Below are 16,882 nucleotides of genomic sequence, written 5' to 3'. Positions count from 1 at the left end.
GAAATGCTTAAAGACAATACGCTACGCTCAAAGCACTTGGTTACCACCCACGCCCTAAAGCCCCCGCCCCACCCCCTCATACGCCCCCAACTTGCGATCCCACAACGCCATAACTCTTTCTATCTGCTGTTTTTCTAGGGCTTTGATGAAATTCTCCATGAGATCGTAAGCGATGGTGCCATTTGCATGGACGGGCAGGCTAAATTTTTCTTCTAAGAGTCGTTCGCGGTTGATCTCGCGATTAAAGCCATATTTGTGTTGCACGCTATGGCGTAAAATCGTGGTGCAAAATAGGGCTAAATGGCGGTTTAATTCTCTCTCTTTGAGCCACACCACCATGCAATGATCGGAGGCCACAAAGGGGTAGGGGTGGTAAAAACAACTCCCCACACTCCCGCTATTGGCTAAGGTGATTTTGTTTTGGTGGATTTTCATGTAGCTTGGCGGGCTGACAAACCCATCCACGCCATTATTCAAGGCACTTGAGGAGATATAGGCGATCTCTCCGCTGGTGTGATCCCCTCTTTTATAACGCCTCCCCCTCTCATAAATAAACACCTCGCTAAAGCTAAATTCTTGCCACTGAAGGCTCTCAAGGCTCACCCCCCCCCCCCCCCCAGTGGCAGGGCTGTTATCTTTAAATTTCATTGATGAATCCTTTAGGTTTTAAACGCGTATTGTATCCTCATACGCCTTTAATCTTTGATCCCACAACGCCTTTACCCTTTCAATGTGTTGTTTTTCTAGGGCTTTGATGAAGTGCTCCATGTATTCATAGGTAATTTGGTCTTGGATCACGGGCAAGGGGATTTTAAAGTTCTCTACATCTTGGTGGGTGGCGTTCATGCCCCATGTGAAAGTTTTAAACGCCTTTTGGCAACACACCGCGATAAAAAGTGCGCTCCACCTTGTCATGCCAAATTTGGGGATTAAAATCTTAATCTTATTGCCCGTAAAGTAGGGGGTTTCTTGGTAAAACACGCTAAAGGTGTCCATCGCAAAGATTAGAGTGTTGCCCGGGTTTAAATAAACCTCTTGTTCTTGGATAAACCCCCGAATGCCATTATTACGCGCGCTCCGCACCACATAGGGGTAAAAGCCCTCTTTAGGGTTTTCCTCAATGTTTAAAGTGTTGGCATGGAAAATCTTTTTAGACATAGCCACTTCAAAAATGTCTTTGATTTTAAACTCCTGCCATTTAAAACTATCTAGACTTACCCCCCCCCCCCCCCATAGTCATAACGGGGGCGTTGTTCTCTTGTAGGGTCATTGGCACTCCTTTAAAATTTTTGCTCCCATTGTAACCACCTCTCATTTTAACCCCATTTAAACGGGCTTTAACGGCGTGCTTAAGACTTTGTCATAAGCGTTTAACTTTTGATCCCACAAAGCCATGACTCTCTCGATCTGTTGTTTCTCTAGGACTTTGATGAAGTTTTCCATGAGATCATAGGCGATGGTGCCATCTTTATGGGTGGGCAATTTAAAGGGTATGTTCTCTAAAAGGGATTGTTTAAAAGAAGTGCTGCCCCAGCTAAAAGAGCTAAAGGCTTTACGCATGCTCGCAATGAAAAATAACGCCCTATGGCGTTCTAGCCTGCCCTCTTTTAGCGTGAAAATCTTGATTTTATCGCCCGTGAAGTAAGGTTTGTCTTGGTAAAAAATGGTCGCTGTGTCCTGCCCGAAACTGATACTTGGGGCATTATTTAAAAAAATGGGGTCTGCTTCAATATTGCCCCTAATGCCGTTGTTAGTTGCCCCCCTTGCCACATACGGGTATCCACCCACACAAAAGCGCACCTTATTAGCGTCAAATTTTCTTTTAGGGGTCTTTATGTCAAACAACGCCCCGATTTTAAACTCTTGCCAAGTTAAGGGTTCTCCCCCCCCCCCCCCCCCCCCCGATTTCCAAACAAAATAGTTTGTGAAAATATTTAAGGCGTGTTTTTCCTCTGGGGTTAGCATAGTGTCCTCCAATCCTGTTACTTTTAGATACGCTTGAAGTTCCCTCAAGCGCTCCGCTTGAAGTTCCCTTATAAATACCTCTATCACTTCAAAAGCAATTTCCCCATTCTTGGCAAAGGGCAAAAGGATTTTCTCTTGGCTGACCTTAGCCCAACCGGATTTGTTGTTCCAGTTAAACTTAGCCAAGACCTTATTTAGGCACACGACCAAAAACAAATATTGCAAGCGGTTTAGCTCTTTGCCCTTAAATTTTAGGGCGTAACAATCTTGCAAAAGTGTAAATTCTCTAGGTTGGTAAAAGGCGGGCGCATCGCCATTAGCCCCCACAGAAATCATATTTTCCAGCACCAAAGCCCCCTCTTTTGGCATATAACAGGCGATGCCGTTGTTTTGCGTGGTGCAAGTGATGGCCGGGATATAGCCCTCTTTGGGTTCTGTGGGTAAAAGCCGTTTTTGGTGGCTGTGTTTGGCAGGCTTAAACACCTCAAAAATCCCCCCTAATTGCACCCCACACCACTCTAGGGCGCACAAAGCCTGCCAGCTTTTTAGGCGTGGGTTAGGGGCTTTCCCTCTGTGCCTTTGAGCACTAAGGACACTTCATAGGCTAAAAACTCCGCCACGCTACCGCTAAAATCGCCCAGCTTAGGCGTGGTGTCTATCTTTTGGTGTTGGGCATAGGTCCAGTCCTTGCCCTCAGTGTTGATCGTGTCCTCTATGTAGCAATCTTTATAAAAGTTTGTTTCTCTTTTATTGCCTAAAACTAAGGCAACCAACTCGGCGTAGCGCTCTTTGGCGTGGTCGGTGTCGCGTAAATTTGTGCTAGCCCTTGCCTTTTTGCGCGCCGCGCGGGTGTAGCCATCGTTGCTAAAGTCTATGAATTTGACATTTTTATTGGGGTCGTGGGGCGTGCCCACATCAAAAACATAGATCGCGGTTTGCACGCTAGATTTACCCACGAACAAATCTAGGGGCATTTTAATGCTTGCCACTAAAGTGCTGTGTTCTAAAATCTTTTTGGTGTAAATGTCGCCATTGCCACTTCCGGCATTTTCTTGAATGATCACCACCGCGCGCCCGCTTTTCATCCTCTCTAATGCCCGCTCCACAAAAATAAAGCCCTTGCCCTTTGCGCTGTAGGGGGGGTTGAGTAAAAACACATTTGCCCTAAAAGGTTCGTTTTTGCGATCGCCTTGCTCATATTTGACGGGTTGCCCCTCCTCAAAATCCACTAAACTATCCTTGTGTAACAAATTCGCGCTCCCATCGCCCAATAAAAGCATGTTCAGCACGCCTAACAAGTAAATATCTGCCCTCTTTTCAATGCCTAAGAGTTGATACGCTCGAATTTGTGCCTTTTTCTTCTCTCTGTCTGTGGGATTTGTGATCTTCTCTTCGCAATCTTTTAACATTTTATTCATGCTAGAAACCAAAAACGCCCCCGAGCCCGTGGCATAATCCCAAACATAAGAATCTTTATTGACTTGGGCCAACTCCACCATTAAATCCACCACCATACGAGGGGTTAGAACCACATCGTTTTTTTCATTGTCCGGGACTTCAAGCCACTTGGTGATTGAATTAAACAGCCTACCCGCAATGTCTGCACTGGTGAGCTTTTTAACGAGCGGATAAACCCCCTCTAAAAACCGCCCATAAATCTTTTTTAAAGGGCTTTCGGCAGTGTTGGCACTGGTGTAGCTGTTTAAAAACCACAACTTGGAGTGGATAAAGGCTTGCTTGAGTTCATCAAGGATAATTTCGACTTTTTCTTGGGGTAAATGCTTGGCGTTTAAAAAAGCTTTGATTTTCTTTAAAAATTCATGCCCATCGTGGGTGTCCTTGTCTTGTTCGCCATGCAAATCCTCTAATTTTAGGGGGCGGATTTTATCTGCCACGCCCGTAGCCGCCATGATCATGCCCACCAACAACGCCACTCGGGCGTTGGGGTTTAAATTTAAAATATCGTCATGCAAGAACTGGTTAAGCTTGTTGAGTTGCGCCTCTGTTTGGCTCTCTAAGTCCTCAATAGCTTTATTGCGCTCCGCCTCGCTTAAAGTGAGGTTGTCTAGGGCTTGTTCTAACCTCCCTAAATCCGCCAAAATCCCCAAATCACTAAATTCCCCGATCCTTTGAGGCACGGCTAGGTGCTTGGTGTTGAGATAGTAAAGGGCGTATTGCTTGTAGAGTTTGCCCGCTTCTTCATAGCCATTGATCCCTATGGCGATCGCCTCATTGTAGCTATAGCTATAATCTAAAATCGCATTGGCGTAGTGCAACGCCCCATTGAGGGCGTAATTTTTAATGGCGTTGGTGCTTAAATCTGGGCTATGATCCTTGCCAAACTTGGCTAAACGCCCCTTAAGTCCCTTGACCTCGATCATCACGGGCAATTTGCGCGCGCTGGGCGTGCTTAAAAGCAATTTGAGATCGGGGTAATTCTTGCCACTCCCCCCGCTCTTTGAAGGGGCTTGTTCTAACGCCCTTTGGGTTTCCTCATTGATGGGGGCTGTTTTGGCGTAGTAGGCAATGTTAAGGGCTTCTAGTTCTTTTTTGATTCCGTATTCCATGGTTTCTTCTTGGCTGGGCATGTTTCTCCTTTATAAAAGGGGGCATTATAGGGGATTTAAACAAATAAGGGGGTTAAGACAACCTTAAAAAAATTTGTGGTGGATGGCAAAATACTAGCGTCTAGGCTAAGGTGGTTGGCTTAAAGACATTAAAGGGCTAACCGTTCTTACAGACCTATAAAATCCTATAAAACTCTGCAAAATCCTGCAAAGCTCGGATTTCTGCTGTATTCTTGGTTCATCCATGCCTGCTCTGCACCGTTGGTTTTCGGGTGTCTGGCTTTTCGCATGTCCGCAAGCGTTAAAGGTAACGCCTATTTTAACAAAAATTGGGACTATTGGGGCAAAAATGATCCTATAAAAAATTTGTATAGTTTTATTTATAGGTTTTAAGTTGCCGTTTCTAGCCCTTTTTTCAAAAACCATGCTATAATGCACCCTTGTCTTTGACACAGCAAGCTATTAAAATTGACTTTGGGACTTTGTATGCACCTTAAAAACTTGCCTTTATTTTCACCCCCCCCCCCCCCCCCCATACAACCACTAAGCACAGCTGAACTAAAGTTTTGTTCTAACCCCTCGCCTTTTTCCACTCCTGCCTTTCATCTTATAGATTTTAAAAGTTTAAAAAGCAAGAAGTGGGCAATCATGGGCGCTACGCTTGATAGTTTTGGGGTTCTCCAAGTGTTTTTATCTGAACTCTTACATTTTTTGCAAACTAGATTGCTAGAAGTGTCCAAAATACTGCGCAATATAGTTTTGGACTTAACAAATCAAAAAAACAAAATTGACCTTGAAATCATCATGGCAGATCATTATTCTAGTGATGACTGGAGATGTAAAGCATTGGGGCAGGCTCTTTTTGAGCTGGCTTGCTTTTGTATGGTAGGGAATGAAACAAAAGCTTACTTGCAGAAAGCTACAGAATTAAGTCTTAAATCTAAATCTTGACAAGGAGTAAAAATGTCAGTGGCGTTTAAAAAATGTGTGTTGCGGGTTTTGCTAGGGCTCGCAGTGGTTTTAGGGGTTTGTTATGCCAATAGTCAGGCAGATGAGTATTACAAAATGGCAAAGTCTTACGATGAGAATAAAGACTACTCTAAAGCCCTGCAATACTACCAAAAAGGGGCAGATATGGGGGAGACTAGGGCTTATTTCGACTTGGGGTTGATGTATTTCAATGGCAAAGGTGTTGCTAAAGATTACTCTAAAGCCCTGCAATACTTCCAAAAAGGGGCAAAAATGGAGAATGCTAGCTCATATGGCATGTTAGGGGTCATGTATGAGAATGGCATGGGAGTGGAGCAAGATGGCAAAGTGGCGCACCATTATTACCAAAAATTTTGCCAAATTGCGAGGGATAAAGAGGTTTGTCAAAAAGCTGAAACCCTAAGCAAAATCCTAAGCAATGCGCCTCAAAATCATAATGTGGATGCGTATCTCAAAGCTGCAAAATTTTATTTTGAAAAAGCCGAAGATTACGATAACAAAGGTATGGAAAATCTTCCGGAAAATCGTAAAGATTTTCGTAAGCTGACGGACGAGCAGTCAAAGAAATACAAGGATATGTCAGATTCTTATTACAGCATGGCAGATTCTTATTACCAAGCAGCCAAGGAATACTATAAAAAAGCGGCAAAAATGGGAAGTGCCAAAGCTTATACTGCTTTGGGGAATCTCTATTGCGACCATGATTTTTATGATAGTCAAAGTCCAGATAATCAAAACATATTTGTTGATGGTCAAAACACAGATGGTCAAAACACAAGTGCCCTTCCAAAAATTCTAGGATACTATGAAAAAGCTACCAAGATGGGGGATGCTGAGGCTTATACTGCTTTGGGGGCTTTATACGGAAGTGCTGAGTGCGCAACGGCAACAGGTGTGTTCCCAAAGGGGGCATCAGAAGCTAAGGCCGAAGAATATTATAAAAAGGCTTGCCGACTAGGTGATAAGCGGGGTTGTGAAGATTTAAGAGTTTTAAAAGAGCGCAAGTAAGCTGTAAAAATCTTAAAGCCCTAGCCTCTTAAAAAATGAAGTTTAAAACTTCATGATGCCAAGTTTTAAAAGTGGATTTCAAAATAAAATCTTGCGTTGTGTTGAAAAAGCGTGTGTGGCAAGTGGTCTTGTTGTTGGCAGTAGATAAAGCTTGCCAAAGCGTTAAAAAACTCTCTCAAGGAAAGGAAAATTGATGTGTTATGAAAAACGAGTCAATCACGGTTTTTGGTCTGTGCTTGAAAAAATCCTAGTAGGTTTTTTGGCATTGTGGGTAGCGTTTGCACCCTTAAGAGGGGATGAGAATTTTGATGAAAAGATCAGCCCTTCTTTATACGAGGGCATTCAAGCGGATCTATTCAATCAAAATTACAAGAAAGCCTATGAGATTTACGAGCAGGCCAATAAAAAAGGCGATGTGTTGGGTACGGCACTTTTGGGTAGGCTCTATGCCTATGGCTTAGGGGTTGAGGCTAACCTCAATAAAGCCAAAGTCTATTTCCATATTGTACTGAACAATCCTGCGGTTAAGAAAGAAGTGTCTAAAGCACATACATACAATAGTCTTGATGGGAGTAACCCTGGTGAGGGCCTCCTTGGTGAGAGGGAACCATATATCCCAACTTACCTTAGTGCTGCCATGATTGTGGTGAATTTGAGTTTAGCCCACATGTATGAAGAGGGCTTGGAGGGTAAAAAAGACCCCAAAAAAGCGTTTAAGCTTTATAAACTGATCTTAGCCAATGTAGGGGCGAATAACGGGCATGGATGGTCTTTAACAAATATGTTGCCTTATGTAGGTGGTTTAGCCCGCCTCCCAGTTTCGAAGACTTTTAATTTGAAAAAATTGCCCGTTGCGCTTTTACGCCGACTCCCTTTTATTAAAATTTTGGTGGGCCAAACCCTTTATAAAATGGGCATGGCTTATAAAATGGGGGTAGGCACAGGCAGAAGCCACAAAAAGGCAAAGGAATGTTTCAACATGGCTTTTGACTTAGGCAATAAGGAAGCCTTAAAGGCTATGCGTGATCTTTAAATAATTTAAATAAAAGGATAAACATGTCGGTTAGTTTACGCAAATGGGCATTGTTGTTTGGATTTTTTTGGCTTGTATGTACCCCTTTGAGGGCGTATTGGGTAGACTATTCCCTAGGCCAGCAAGTTGAACAAGGGTATGAAGCCCTAAACAAACACCGCGACAAAGAGGCTTTTGAGCACTTCAAGCAGGCAGATGCAGACGATAATGTTTTAGGCACGGCCTTTTTAGGGATTTGCTACTTAGAGGGTAGGGGGACAAAGGTGGATTATTATCAGGCTAAAACCTATTTTGATTCCGTATGGCGCAGGCTAGAAGCTTGGCGTAAGCAGAAAGGCAACACAGAAGATCTGGCTGCTGGAGGACTTAGCCCAGTAAAAGCTGCAACTGCTTACATGCTCACTGATTACGGTCTAGCCACCATGGCTCAAAAAGGTCTGGGCGTACCTAAAGACCCCAAGAAAGCCCTCAAAGTGTATAGGCAGATCATTATTGAATCGGGAGCTAATGGGATGGCAACATTTTTAAATCATGGAGGCTTAGGCATCGATCCAATTTCTGATCTCATGGTGGGTTCAGTCTTTAAACATATCATTAATCTTAAACTCTTACAAGTAACAAAATTTAACAAAAACATGGTTGCTAAGGAGTACACTGGTAAAACCCTTTACCAAATTGGGATGGCTTATAAAATGGGGATTGGCACGGGCAAAAAGCGTGGAAAGGCTAAAAAATTCTTAGAAAAAGCTGTGGAGTTTGGCAATGAAGAGGCGATGCAGGCCCTAGAGGGGTTGGAATGATCCAAAACAAACGATGTCGCTTTAACATCTATTTAAAAAATGGCGGTTTTGGCTACGGTGTTGGCACTGGTGTAGCTGTTTAAAGACCACAGCTAGTTTCAAAGAAGTAACCTCGGAGCGCGTTGGCGTATAAAATGTCGTCATGCAAAAATTGATCGGGTTTGTTTTGGCGTAGTAATGCAGTTTGAGCGTCTTTAACCCGTCTTTGATTTGATCTTCTATGAGCTTCTTTTTGGCTAGACATGGATTCCTCTTGTGTAAAAGGGGCGTTATAGGAGATTGAGGCAAATAAGGGGGTTAAAGCGCAAATACGCCTTGAGCACCCCCATCTCATAGCCAATCATTGCCCTTTTGTGCTATCCTAGTGCTCTAAATCACGCTTGGGGGTTAGATGTTTTTAGGGCTTATCTTCGTGGCTGGACTGAGTGCGTTGGCACTTTATGGGGCACATTTCCCCGTATTGGCACAACACCATATTTCCCCACTTTTAGTGGGGGTGCTCCTAGGTTTTGGATTCTCCTTTGTCTATCCCAAAATCGCCACAACCACGCAGGCGGGCGTGCATTTTAGTGCTAAAAAACTCTTGCGTTTGGGTATTATCCTCTATGGCTTTAATGTAACCTTGCATGACATCTTGCACTATGGCTATATGCCCTTGATCATCGCCTTGATCGTGGTGGTGGGGGTGTTTTTGCTGGGCGTGTATGTGGGGCGTAAAATGGGCTTGGAGCTGGATTTGGCGATGTTGGTGGCGTGTGGGAGTGCGGTGTGCGGGGCAGCGGCGGTCTTAGCCCTAGAGAGTGTTCTTAAATCGGCACCGCATAAGGGCGTGGTGGCTGTGGGCTCTGTGATTGTTTTTGGGCTATTAAGCATGTTTTTATACCCCCTGCTCTACCAGCTAGGCTTGATCCCACTAAGCCCTTTGCATGAGGGAATCTATATTGGTGCGACCTTACATGAAGTGGCTAATGTGGTGGGTGCGGCTAGTGCCATTTCACCGGAGACCGAAAAGGTCGCAATCACCCTTAAAATGGTGCGCGTGATCATGCTCATCCCCTTGCTCTTGGGGGTGTTGTTTTATCTCAAGCGCGCCACACCCAGCACGCAAAAAACGCCCTTGCAAATCCCCTATTTTGCTTTTGCCTTTTTGGGCGTGGTGGTGTCGCATTCGCTTTTGCCTAAGCTTGGTGGCTTTGTGGATGCACAAACCTTGACACAAGGCGTGCGGGTTTTGCAAGAACTCTCAGTTGTGTGCTTGGTGTGTGCGATGGTGGCTTTAGGCTTGCAGGTCAATTTGAAGCAGTTTTTAGAACTGGGTGGCAAGGCTTTTAGCTTGGCTTTGATTTTGTGGGGCGTATTGCTGGTGGGGGGTTTTGGGCTGGTTAAATTATTGCTGTAGGGTTGCCAATATATTTATAAGTTGCTCAGAATACGATATAAGCTATAATGAAAGGCTTTAAGGAGTGATGATGGTTTTTAGCGATGCAGAATTACAAAAACCCGTGGAGATAGCCCTAGAGAAAATCCGCCCCATGCTTTTAAGAGATGGGGGCGATGTGGTGTTGCTAGGGATCAAAGAGGCAAAGGTCTATGTGAGCCTAGAGGGGGCTTGCAAGGGCTGTCCTAGCAGTGCCAATACGCTTAAATTTGGCATTGAGCGGTGCTTACAAGAGGAGATTCACCCCGATATGCAGGTGGTGCATGTATCCAAAGAGCAATACCGGCAACTTTTCAAAGAGGGCGCATGTCCATAAGCGATCCTAAGAAACGATCCTTAAACACGCAAGGTTATAAGGCTTTTTTGCAGAAGCAATATTTTAGGGCGTTGTTTTTATTCTCCCAAGCCTTGTTTTTAGAACCTTTGGATGCGCATGCCAAAATCGGCTTACTTTTAAGCGACATTGCTCTAGATTTCCCCAAAGAAGCCCATAGTTTTTATGAGCTCTACCAAAACCTCCTAGACTCCCAGCCACGCCGTTATAAAACTAGTATCCAAAACCAAATCATGGATTTGATCAATTCCTTTGATGAGAGTTTGAGCAAAATGGCGCGGATGTTTGGGCAAGAAAACCAGCTCAAAGCAGAGAGCTTGGATGGGATTTTATATGCTGATTTTAAGGCGATGTGTGTGGGTAAAAATTTTAAAGAGGTCTTTGAAAATCTGATGTTCAGCACCAAGGTGATCTTTGATAAAAAAGAGGACTTTTATGAGTTTTTAGACAATTTGGTCGCCAACCAGTTTTATGAGATGTCGATCTCCTACATCGAAAACATGCGTGAGTTGCTTTGGTATGATAAGCGCATTGGTGCCATCTTGCAAAAAGCCCTCCTTTTAGAAAAACAAACCCTCAAAGCCTCTAAAAAATGAAACTTGCCAAACGCATAGAAGTTTTGGGGCGTGTATTTGGTGCCATTAGCGATGACACACGCGATTTGGGCGATCCGCATTGTTTGTTGCTCCAAACCCCTAGTAACCAAGCCTTTGTGCAAGCCCATCTAGAAAAATTCCCCAACACACCCTATATCCACGCTTCAGAGTTGAAAAATCATTTTGATTTGGGGCCTCATATCATTGGGATCACCGGCACCAATGGCAAGACCACAACAGCAAGTCTGATTTATTCCTTGCTTTTGGATTTGGGCTATGGCTGTGCGTTGCTGGGCACAAGGGGTTTTTTTTGTAATGATAGACGCTTAAAGCCAAAAGGACTCACCACACCCCCACTTTTGGAGCTTTATAGCGATGTTGAGCGCGCCAAGCAAGAGGGGGTACGTTATTTTGTCATGGAAGTTAGCTCGCATGCGATCGCCCAAGAGCGCATTTTGGGGCTAGATTTTAGTGCCAAAGTGATCACCAATATCACCAGCGATCATTTGGACTACCACCACACCCTAGAAGAATACCGGGCAGTCAAAAATGCATTTTTAAACGATACGGGCTTGAAGATCATTAACCGGGATGATCCCCATGTGCGTTTTAACCCCACAAATGCCTATGGGTATGGCATTGAGAGTAAAAGCCATTTGAGTGTGAGCGCGTATTCTTTATCGCCCAGTCTAAGCGCGCATGTGGAGTTTTGGGAAAATCCCAGTATGCGTTATCGATCACCAGAAAAGAGCAGGCATGAGGCGTGTTTGTTGCACTCCCCTTTAATGGGGTTACATAATCTTTATAACCTCTTGGGGGGGCTCTTGTGTGTGAAGCTTTTAACAAAAGAGAATCTAGAGAAGTTAAGCGTATTGGCGCAAAACTTCTTGGGCGTGCAGGGGCGTATGGAAGTGGTGCATGCTAAGCCTTTGGTGATTGTGGATTTTGCCCACACCGCTGATGGGTTTGAGCAGATTTTTAATAGTTTTAAGGGGCACAAGATCAAGGCACTTTTTGGGGCGGGGGGTAATCGGGATAGGACCAAACGCCCCTTAATGGGTGCGATTGCTAGCCAACATGCCATGCAGATTTATATCACCTCGGATAACCCTAGAGATGAAGATCCCCTAGAGATCATGCAAGAGATTTTAGCCGGTATCCCTAAGCACAAGCGCACCCAAGTGATCTTGGAGGTTGATCGCAAAGAGGCGATCATTCTAGCTCTTGAGGCACTCAAAAGCGATGAGGTATTGCTGATTTTGGGTAAGGGCGATGAGAGCGTGCAGATTGTTGGCAATCAAAACCTACCCTTTGATGATGGAGAAGTGGTGAAAACTTACTTTGAGGAGAGAACATGAAAGATCATTATCTGTGGTGTGATTTTATTGAGTGCACTTTTTTAACCACGCAGTTTAAGGAACTCTTAGAAAAAAGGCACATCTTTGGGGCGACCTCTAACCCCACTATTTTTGCCCAAGCCTTGAGCTCCCCAGCCTACCAAGAGTCTATCAAGCAACTTAAAGCCACGAACACCCCAGCTAAGGATATTTATGAATCTTTGGTGATTGAGGATATTAAGCAATGCGCACACATGTTATTGCCTCTATGGGAGAAAAACAAAGCCACGGGCTATATTAGCCTAGAAGTTGATCCCAACTTAGCAAATGATGTTAGTGCAAGCATTGTAGAGGCGCGGGCGTTGTTTGAGCGCATTGGCATGCCCAATGTGATGATCAAAATCCCCGCTACCAACGAGGGGATTAAGGTGATGGAACGCTTGGCAGAGGGCGAGGACATGCCTTTAAATGCCACCTTGGTTTTTAGCCCTAATCAGGCGCGCCGATGTGCCCTAGCCCTAAAAAAAGCCCCGATGGCGGTGGTGAGTATCTTTGTTTCTAGGGTGGATACCCAAGCCAATGACTTATTAAAACATTCCTACCTCTCTTTATGGACTCAACAACACTTGCGCAATAAAATCGGGATTGGCAATGCCCTAGCGTGTTATGAACAAGTGCGGGAGGTATCTAACACTATCTACCCCCTCTTTGCCAGCACGGGGGTTAAGGACCCCATACTGCCCAAAGATTACTACCTCCAAGCCCTAAAGCTTGAGCATAGCATCAGCACCGCCCCCCTAGAGGCTTTGCACGCCTATTACAACGAGCCTAGCCCACCCCCCGCCCTCTCTAAAAATCTCAGCGCGACCGCTAAAAATTTTTTATATTCCAGTCTCTATTCGGAACTCTTGGAAAAGGGTTTAATGGCCTTTAAAAATGCGTTTAGCGAGATACTACACAGACTCAGATAACATTGATTCGAGCAGTGCCATGCGCAAAGCCACGCCTAGCTTGACTTGCTCGAGGACTTTACAACGCGGATCGTCTAACAAAGCGTCTTCGATGTCAATATTACGGTGCACGGGTCCGGGGTGTAAGATCACAATTTCTCTATCTTTTAACATGGATTGTTTTAAGCAATAATGGTGTGCATAATCTTGCAACGACCCATAGGTTTGCAAAGAATGGCGCTCAGTTTGGGTGCGCAAACTCATCACAATGTCTGCCACTTCTAGGGCTTCTTGCAGATCATGGGTGTGATCAAAAGAGGTCTTGGGCAAGAAATGCGGGGGAGCAACCAACAGGGGTTTGAGCCCAAAGCGGGGCAAGAGGGCTAAATTGCTATTAGCCACCCTAGAGTTTTTAATATCCCCCACAAGGGCGATGGTCTTGCCTTGTAATTGCCCCTCAAAGTGGTTGTAAAGGGTGAGCAAGTCTAGCAGGGCTTGGGTGGGGTGGGCTAGCGACCCGCTCCCGGCATTGATCAGCGGGCATGTAAGGTGCTTGGCAAAAAAATGCGCTGCGCTGGAGTGGTGGTGGCGTGTGATGAGCAAATCCACTTGCATGGCTTGCAGGTTTAAGAGGGTGTCGAGTAAACTCTCGCCCTTTTTGGTCGAGCTAGATTGGATATTAAAGGCGTTAAAATTGGCGTGTAATCTAAAGGCAGCATTTTGGAAGCTAGCGATCGTGCGGGTGGAATGCTCAAAAAACAACGCCACAATGACCTTATGGTTTAAGGACCCTCCATATTGCAAATCTTGGGCTAGAAATGTATTGGCGCGCTTTAAGAGGGCCAAAACCTCTGCATCACACAAATCTTGGGTTAAAATAAGGTTCATCTATTTGCTTTCAATCAAGATGGGAGGATTATAACATGAGAATTTTACTTCTCTTGGGGGTGTTGTTGTGGGCGGGGTGTGGAGAGGGGTTCCACCAAGCCTACAAGCCTGACTTTTTAGCCGAAAAACGCACCCAAGCGACCCGCAAGGGCGAGATCATCCAAAATTTACGCCCCGTTGTGAGCGTGTTTACCACGCATTTAAACGATGTAGATCCCGTAATCTACCATGAACGCGAATTTTTCTTTGTGGAAGTGCTTAGCCAAGATTCTAGTATCTATGAGAATGACATGATCTCTTATAAACTCTATGGAACCCATGGTGCGATCGAGCCTATGTGGAGTCGCGAGATTGGCAAAGCTGAATTTGATGATGTGCTTTACACGACCAACCGATATGCTAAGGGTTATTTGGTTGCCTTTGCTAAATTAGATTATTTATCCGCGCAGGAAGCCAAATTGGAGATTGACTTTGAGGGGCTAGGCACAATTTTATTGAATTTTGCTTACCGCGTGCCTGTGCCTATGTTTTAGGTCTGTTCCAATGAGAAATACTATGTTGCGCATAGATCCAAAAATAAATGCTTGTAAATATTCTAGGACTTGGTGTCAAGAGTTAGGATTAAAAGCGAACTTGGTTAAAAATGGTGGAGGATAGCGGGCTCGAACCGCTGACCTCCTGCGTGCAAAGCAGGCGCTCTCCCAAACTGAGCTAATCCCCCAAAAAAATTATTAAAAATATAAAGGAAATGGTGGGCTTAAGAGGACTCGAACCTCTGACCTCACCCTTATCAGGGGTGCGCTCTAACCACCTGAGCTATAAGCCCTCTAAAAAATAACCACCAAAAAGAAACCCAATTCTACCACCCCGTTCCTTAAATTTTTCTGGTTAGTATTGAACTTCACTACAACACCGCCCCTAATAAATCCCTACCCTAGGGGGTTTAAGCCTGCCTATTGTGCCAAAGTGTCTATTTTTGGCTCAATTTGGGCGCGTCTAACAAGTCAAAGAACATTAAAGTCCTAGAATGCTACCCAAATTTTTTAAATGTGTCAAGCACTTAAATTTTTAAAGAGTCCTGTTTTTTAAAATGGGGGCAAAGTCCCAATTTCTTAAGTGCCCCCAAACCCACTTTACTTACTAGAGTCGCTTTGTCTGTTTGTCTTAGGACTTTTTAAAAATTTTCAGATTTAAAGGGGGGGTTAAGCCACAAGGGCTAACCTAAAAAAGCGCATCTTGGTTTTAAAGCCTCTAGCCTAGGGCACTGCCGAATTAACCCTTTTTTTGGGGAACTACTTTGGGCTAAGATTGCTCCCCCAAAAATTAAAACGCAAGGAGCAAAAAATGGCTAAACCCTTTGAGGTCATCATCACAAGGCAACACACTTCCAAAGAAGTTGCCAAAAATGGGAAGAAAGAAAAAGGCACTTTGGGGCGGCTGGTGGTCTGGGCGGGCAAAACAGAGATTTTCAGCTGTTACACAATGGAAAATAGCGGCAAGCCCACAGATAAGGCGGGCTTGGACCGCCCCATCATCCCCCGCCAATACAGCCTAGCTTGGGCTGATAGTGGCGTGTGTGTCCCACCTAGCTACCGCCAAAAAGGCACCAATGGGCGCAATAAGGCCCTATGGTTAAAAACCCCCGAAGTCCTAGGCTTTGCCAATCGGCGCATCATGATCCACATTGGCAATGACGCCATCGATACGCTGGGCTGTATCCTGCTGGGTTTAGGGTATAACAAAGAGAGTGGCAAGATCACAGAAAGCACTAAGGCGGTGGAACGCTTTTACAACCTGTGCGAAACCCACGGGGTGGAAAACTTTAGCCTCACCATCATTGGGCTAGATGAAGAAGAAGGGGATTAAGATGTCCCCCTCTAAAGAAAGGCTTAAGGCCCTTGTGGGAGTGTTCATCGCCCTTGCCCTCGTGCTTTCAGTGGCCCAAAATATCCACTACTTCATCAAATACAATTCCTCGATCGCCACCTTGTTGATCTTTGTGGGCAATAAAGATAGCACACCCGCGACCAAACAAATAAAAGAACAATTGCAAAAAGCCCTGATCAAAGAAGAAGAGAACAAAAAAGACAACACAAGCACTGCCGGCGTGATTGACGATCTGATCAAAGAGGCGCAAAAACACGGCATTAGCAAACAAATTTTAATGTTGGAGATAAGGGAAAGGCTAGAATGATGAACACGCATTTAGAGGAGATGCTAGAACTCATCCCCATCGCACTCGTGGGTTTGCTAGCCGGGGGTTTAAACTATTTTAACAATGCCGAACAGAGTGCGCGTAATGCCCTGGTTGTGGTGCTAACTAGCTCTTTTTTGTGCATCTGTGCCTTTGGGATACTCTCTGCGACCGATTTACCCTACTTGGCAAAGGTGGGGGTGAGCGCGGCGATAGGCTATCTAGGGTTAGATAACGCGCTAGAAGTGGTTAAAAAGATTTTGGGGTTGCGCAAATGAATCTAGTTGTTCTACCGCTTATAAGTTTGGGCATTGCCCTTTTAAGCGCGCTGGGGGGCCTATGGCACTACCATAAAAAAGCCACCCTCTATGAAGAGAGGCTTAAAATCGCCCAAGAACACTTAGACCACCAAAATGCCCAAATCAAAAAGCTAGAACTAGACTGGGAAACTTATAACGCGCAAAAGCCCCTACAGCTTAAAAGCATTGCGCAACACTATTCCCACCTGCAATCCCAAGACTTAAAGACTTGCACAGAGAAATTAGATCACGCCACCCAATTGCTAGAGGCATTTAAGAGGGTGGGTCATTAGCCAATTTTAACAGCTCTTGGGTGGTCATCTGGGTGTAATCGTTCTGGGTGCTTTCAGTGGGCAATAGGCTTTCTTTGCCATAGAGGCTGATTTTTAAATCGCTGAACATCCTAGCCACCTTTTCAGCGGCCGCGATAATAACTGGATTGCCCTTGGCATTCTCTAAATTGTTGCGCACCATCTTTAAAAG

General features: G+C 44.9%; 19 protein-coding genes, 2 tRNA genes and 2 pseudogenes. 14 read left to right on the top strand and 9 right to left on the bottom strand.

Annotation, left to right across the window (positions count from 1 at the left end; genetic code table 11):
* Positions 1–54: 54 nt before the first annotated feature.
* From EAO36_RS03025 to EAO36_RS03010, 4 genes and pseudogenes are all read right to left on the bottom strand, one after another.
* Positions 55–648 (bottom strand): restriction endonuclease subunit S, encoded by a 594-nt coding sequence (locus EAO36_RS03025; protein ID WP_120955686.1) that lies wholly within the window; start codon positions 646–648, stop codon positions 55–57.
* An 18-nt stretch (positions 649–666) separates the two neighbouring features.
* Positions 667–1,188: pseudogene (locus EAO36_RS03020) on the bottom strand (restriction endonuclease subunit S); the annotation flags it as partial.
* A gap of 138 nt (positions 1,189–1,326) precedes the next feature.
* Positions 1,327–2,496 carry a restriction endonuclease subunit S gene (locus EAO36_RS03015; protein WP_120955684.1) on the bottom strand — a complete coding sequence of 390 codons (1,170 nt, stop codon included), beginning with the start codon at positions 2,494–2,496 and terminating at the stop codon, positions 1,327–1,329.
* A gap of 14 nt (positions 2,497–2,510) precedes the next feature.
* Positions 2,511–4,553 carry an HsdM family class I SAM-dependent methyltransferase gene (locus EAO36_RS03010; protein ID WP_120955683.1) on the bottom strand — a complete coding sequence of 681 codons (2,043 nt, stop codon included), beginning with the start codon at positions 4,551–4,553 and terminating at the stop codon, positions 2,511–2,513.
* Between the two features lie 627 nt (positions 4,554–5,180).
* Between EAO36_RS03010 and EAO36_RS03000 the strand changes: the two genes are divergently transcribed.
* The 4 genes from EAO36_RS03000 (at position 5,181) to EAO36_RS02985 (ending at position 8,363) form a co-directional block, all read left to right on the top strand.
* Positions 5,181–5,483, top strand: a complete 303-nt coding sequence (locus EAO36_RS03000) for a hypothetical protein (protein WP_120948330.1) — start codon at positions 5,181–5,183, stop codon at positions 5,481–5,483.
* Between the two features lie 12 nt (positions 5,484–5,495).
* The gene (locus tag EAO36_RS02995; RefSeq protein ID WP_120955681.1) at positions 5,496–6,530 is read left to right on the top strand and encodes a tetratricopeptide repeat protein; all 1,035 of its coding nucleotides are present in this window, start codon (positions 5,496–5,498) and stop codon (positions 6,528–6,530) included.
* 193 nt (positions 6,531–6,723) lie between these two features.
* Entirely contained in the window at positions 6,724–7,563 is an 840-nt protein-coding gene (locus EAO36_RS02990; RefSeq protein WP_120948332.1) for a tetratricopeptide repeat protein, read from the top strand.
* Between the two features lie 23 nt (positions 7,564–7,586).
* Entirely contained in the window at positions 7,587–8,363 is a 777-nt protein-coding gene (locus EAO36_RS02985; protein WP_120955680.1) for a tetratricopeptide repeat protein, read from the top strand.
* 79 nt (positions 8,364–8,442) lie between these two features.
* Here EAO36_RS02985 and EAO36_RS02980 read toward each other — a convergent pair whose 3' ends face one another.
* Entirely contained in the window at positions 8,443–8,703 is a 261-nt protein-coding gene (locus EAO36_RS02980) for a hypothetical protein (RefSeq protein ID WP_120955679.1), read from the bottom strand.
* A gap of 51 nt (positions 8,704–8,754) precedes the next feature.
* Between EAO36_RS02980 and EAO36_RS02975 the strand changes: the two genes are divergently transcribed.
* From EAO36_RS02975 to EAO36_RS02955, 5 genes are all read left to right on the top strand, one after another.
* Entirely contained in the window at positions 8,755–9,762 is a 1,008-nt protein-coding gene (locus EAO36_RS02975) for a YeiH family protein (protein ID WP_120948335.1), read from the top strand.
* Between the two features lie 70 nt (positions 9,763–9,832).
* Positions 9,833–10,117, top strand: coding sequence for a NifU family protein (locus EAO36_RS02970; RefSeq protein WP_006017324.1), 285 nt, complete (start codon positions 9,833–9,835; stop codon positions 10,115–10,117).
* A complete protein-coding gene (locus tag EAO36_RS02965; RefSeq protein ID WP_120948336.1) occupies positions 10,108–10,731 on the top strand; it encodes a histidine kinase in 624 nt (207 codons plus the stop codon). The genes EAO36_RS02970 and EAO36_RS02965 overlap by 10 nt, the downstream gene beginning before the upstream one ends.
* A complete protein-coding gene (locus tag EAO36_RS02960) occupies positions 10,728–12,089 on the top strand; it encodes a UDP-N-acetylmuramoyl-L-alanyl-D-glutamate--2,6-diaminopimelate ligase (protein ID WP_120948337.1) in 1,362 nt (453 codons plus the stop codon). The genes EAO36_RS02965 and EAO36_RS02960 overlap by 4 nt, the downstream gene beginning before the upstream one ends.
* A complete protein-coding gene (locus EAO36_RS02955; RefSeq protein WP_120948338.1) occupies positions 12,086–13,039 on the top strand; it encodes a transaldolase family protein in 954 nt (317 codons plus the stop codon). The genes EAO36_RS02960 and EAO36_RS02955 overlap by 4 nt, the downstream gene beginning before the upstream one ends.
* Here the strand turns inward: EAO36_RS02955 and EAO36_RS02950 are convergent.
* Positions 13,022–13,906: an aspartate carbamoyltransferase catalytic subunit gene (locus EAO36_RS02950; protein ID WP_120948339.1), complete on the bottom strand. Its 885-nt coding sequence runs from the start codon at positions 13,904–13,906 to the stop codon at positions 13,022–13,024. The two genes, EAO36_RS02955 and EAO36_RS02950, sit on opposite strands and share 18 nt — an antisense overlap.
* Before the next feature lie 35 nt (positions 13,907–13,941).
* On the opposite strand from EAO36_RS02950, the gene EAO36_RS02945 reads away from it, so the two are divergent.
* Entirely contained in the window at positions 13,942–14,439 is a 498-nt protein-coding gene (locus EAO36_RS02945; protein ID WP_120948340.1) for a hypothetical protein, read from the top strand.
* A 111-nt stretch (positions 14,440–14,550) separates the two neighbouring features.
* Here EAO36_RS02945 and EAO36_RS02940 read toward each other — a convergent pair.
* Positions 14,551–14,627: transfer RNA gene (locus EAO36_RS02940), tRNA-Ala, on the bottom strand.
* Positions 14,628–14,655: 28 nt separating this feature from the next.
* A tRNA-Ile gene (locus EAO36_RS02935) sits at positions 14,656–14,732 on the bottom strand.
* A gap of 518 nt (positions 14,733–15,250) precedes the next feature.
* On the opposite strand from EAO36_RS02935, the gene EAO36_RS02930 reads away from it, so the two are divergent.
* The 4 genes from EAO36_RS02930 to EAO36_RS02915 are packed head-to-tail and all read left to right on the top strand — an operon-like array spanning position 15,251 to position 16,692.
* Positions 15,251–15,772, top strand: a complete 522-nt coding sequence (locus EAO36_RS02930) for a DUF5675 family protein (RefSeq protein ID WP_120955705.1) — start codon at positions 15,251–15,253, stop codon at positions 15,770–15,772.
* A gap of 1 nt (position 15,773) precedes the next feature.
* Positions 15,774–16,100 carry a hypothetical protein gene (locus tag EAO36_RS02925; RefSeq protein ID WP_120948341.1) on the top strand — a complete coding sequence of 109 codons (327 nt, stop codon included), beginning with the start codon at positions 15,774–15,776 and terminating at the stop codon, positions 16,098–16,100.
* Positions 16,100–16,378, top strand: coding sequence for a phage holin family protein (locus tag EAO36_RS02920; RefSeq protein ID WP_235852260.1), 279 nt, complete (start codon positions 16,100–16,102; stop codon positions 16,376–16,378). The genes EAO36_RS02925 and EAO36_RS02920 overlap by 1 nt, the downstream gene beginning before the upstream one ends.
* Positions 16,375–16,692 (top strand): hypothetical protein, encoded by a 318-nt coding sequence (locus EAO36_RS02915; protein WP_120948343.1) that lies wholly within the window; start codon positions 16,375–16,377, stop codon positions 16,690–16,692. Before EAO36_RS02920 ends, EAO36_RS02915 begins: the two co-directional genes overlap by 4 nt.
* Here the strand turns inward: EAO36_RS02915 and EAO36_RS02910 are convergent.
* Positions 16,673–16,882: pseudogene (locus tag EAO36_RS02910) on the bottom strand (hypothetical protein); the annotation flags it as partial. The gene EAO36_RS02915 and the pseudogene EAO36_RS02910 sit on opposite strands and share 20 nt — an antisense overlap.

This window comes from Helicobacter mehlei, from assembly GCF_003660265.1.
Classification (GTDB): domain Bacteria; phylum Campylobacterota; class Campylobacteria; order Campylobacterales; family Helicobacteraceae; genus Helicobacter; species Helicobacter mehlei.
This window is presented reverse-complemented; position numbering and strand designations above follow the sequence as displayed.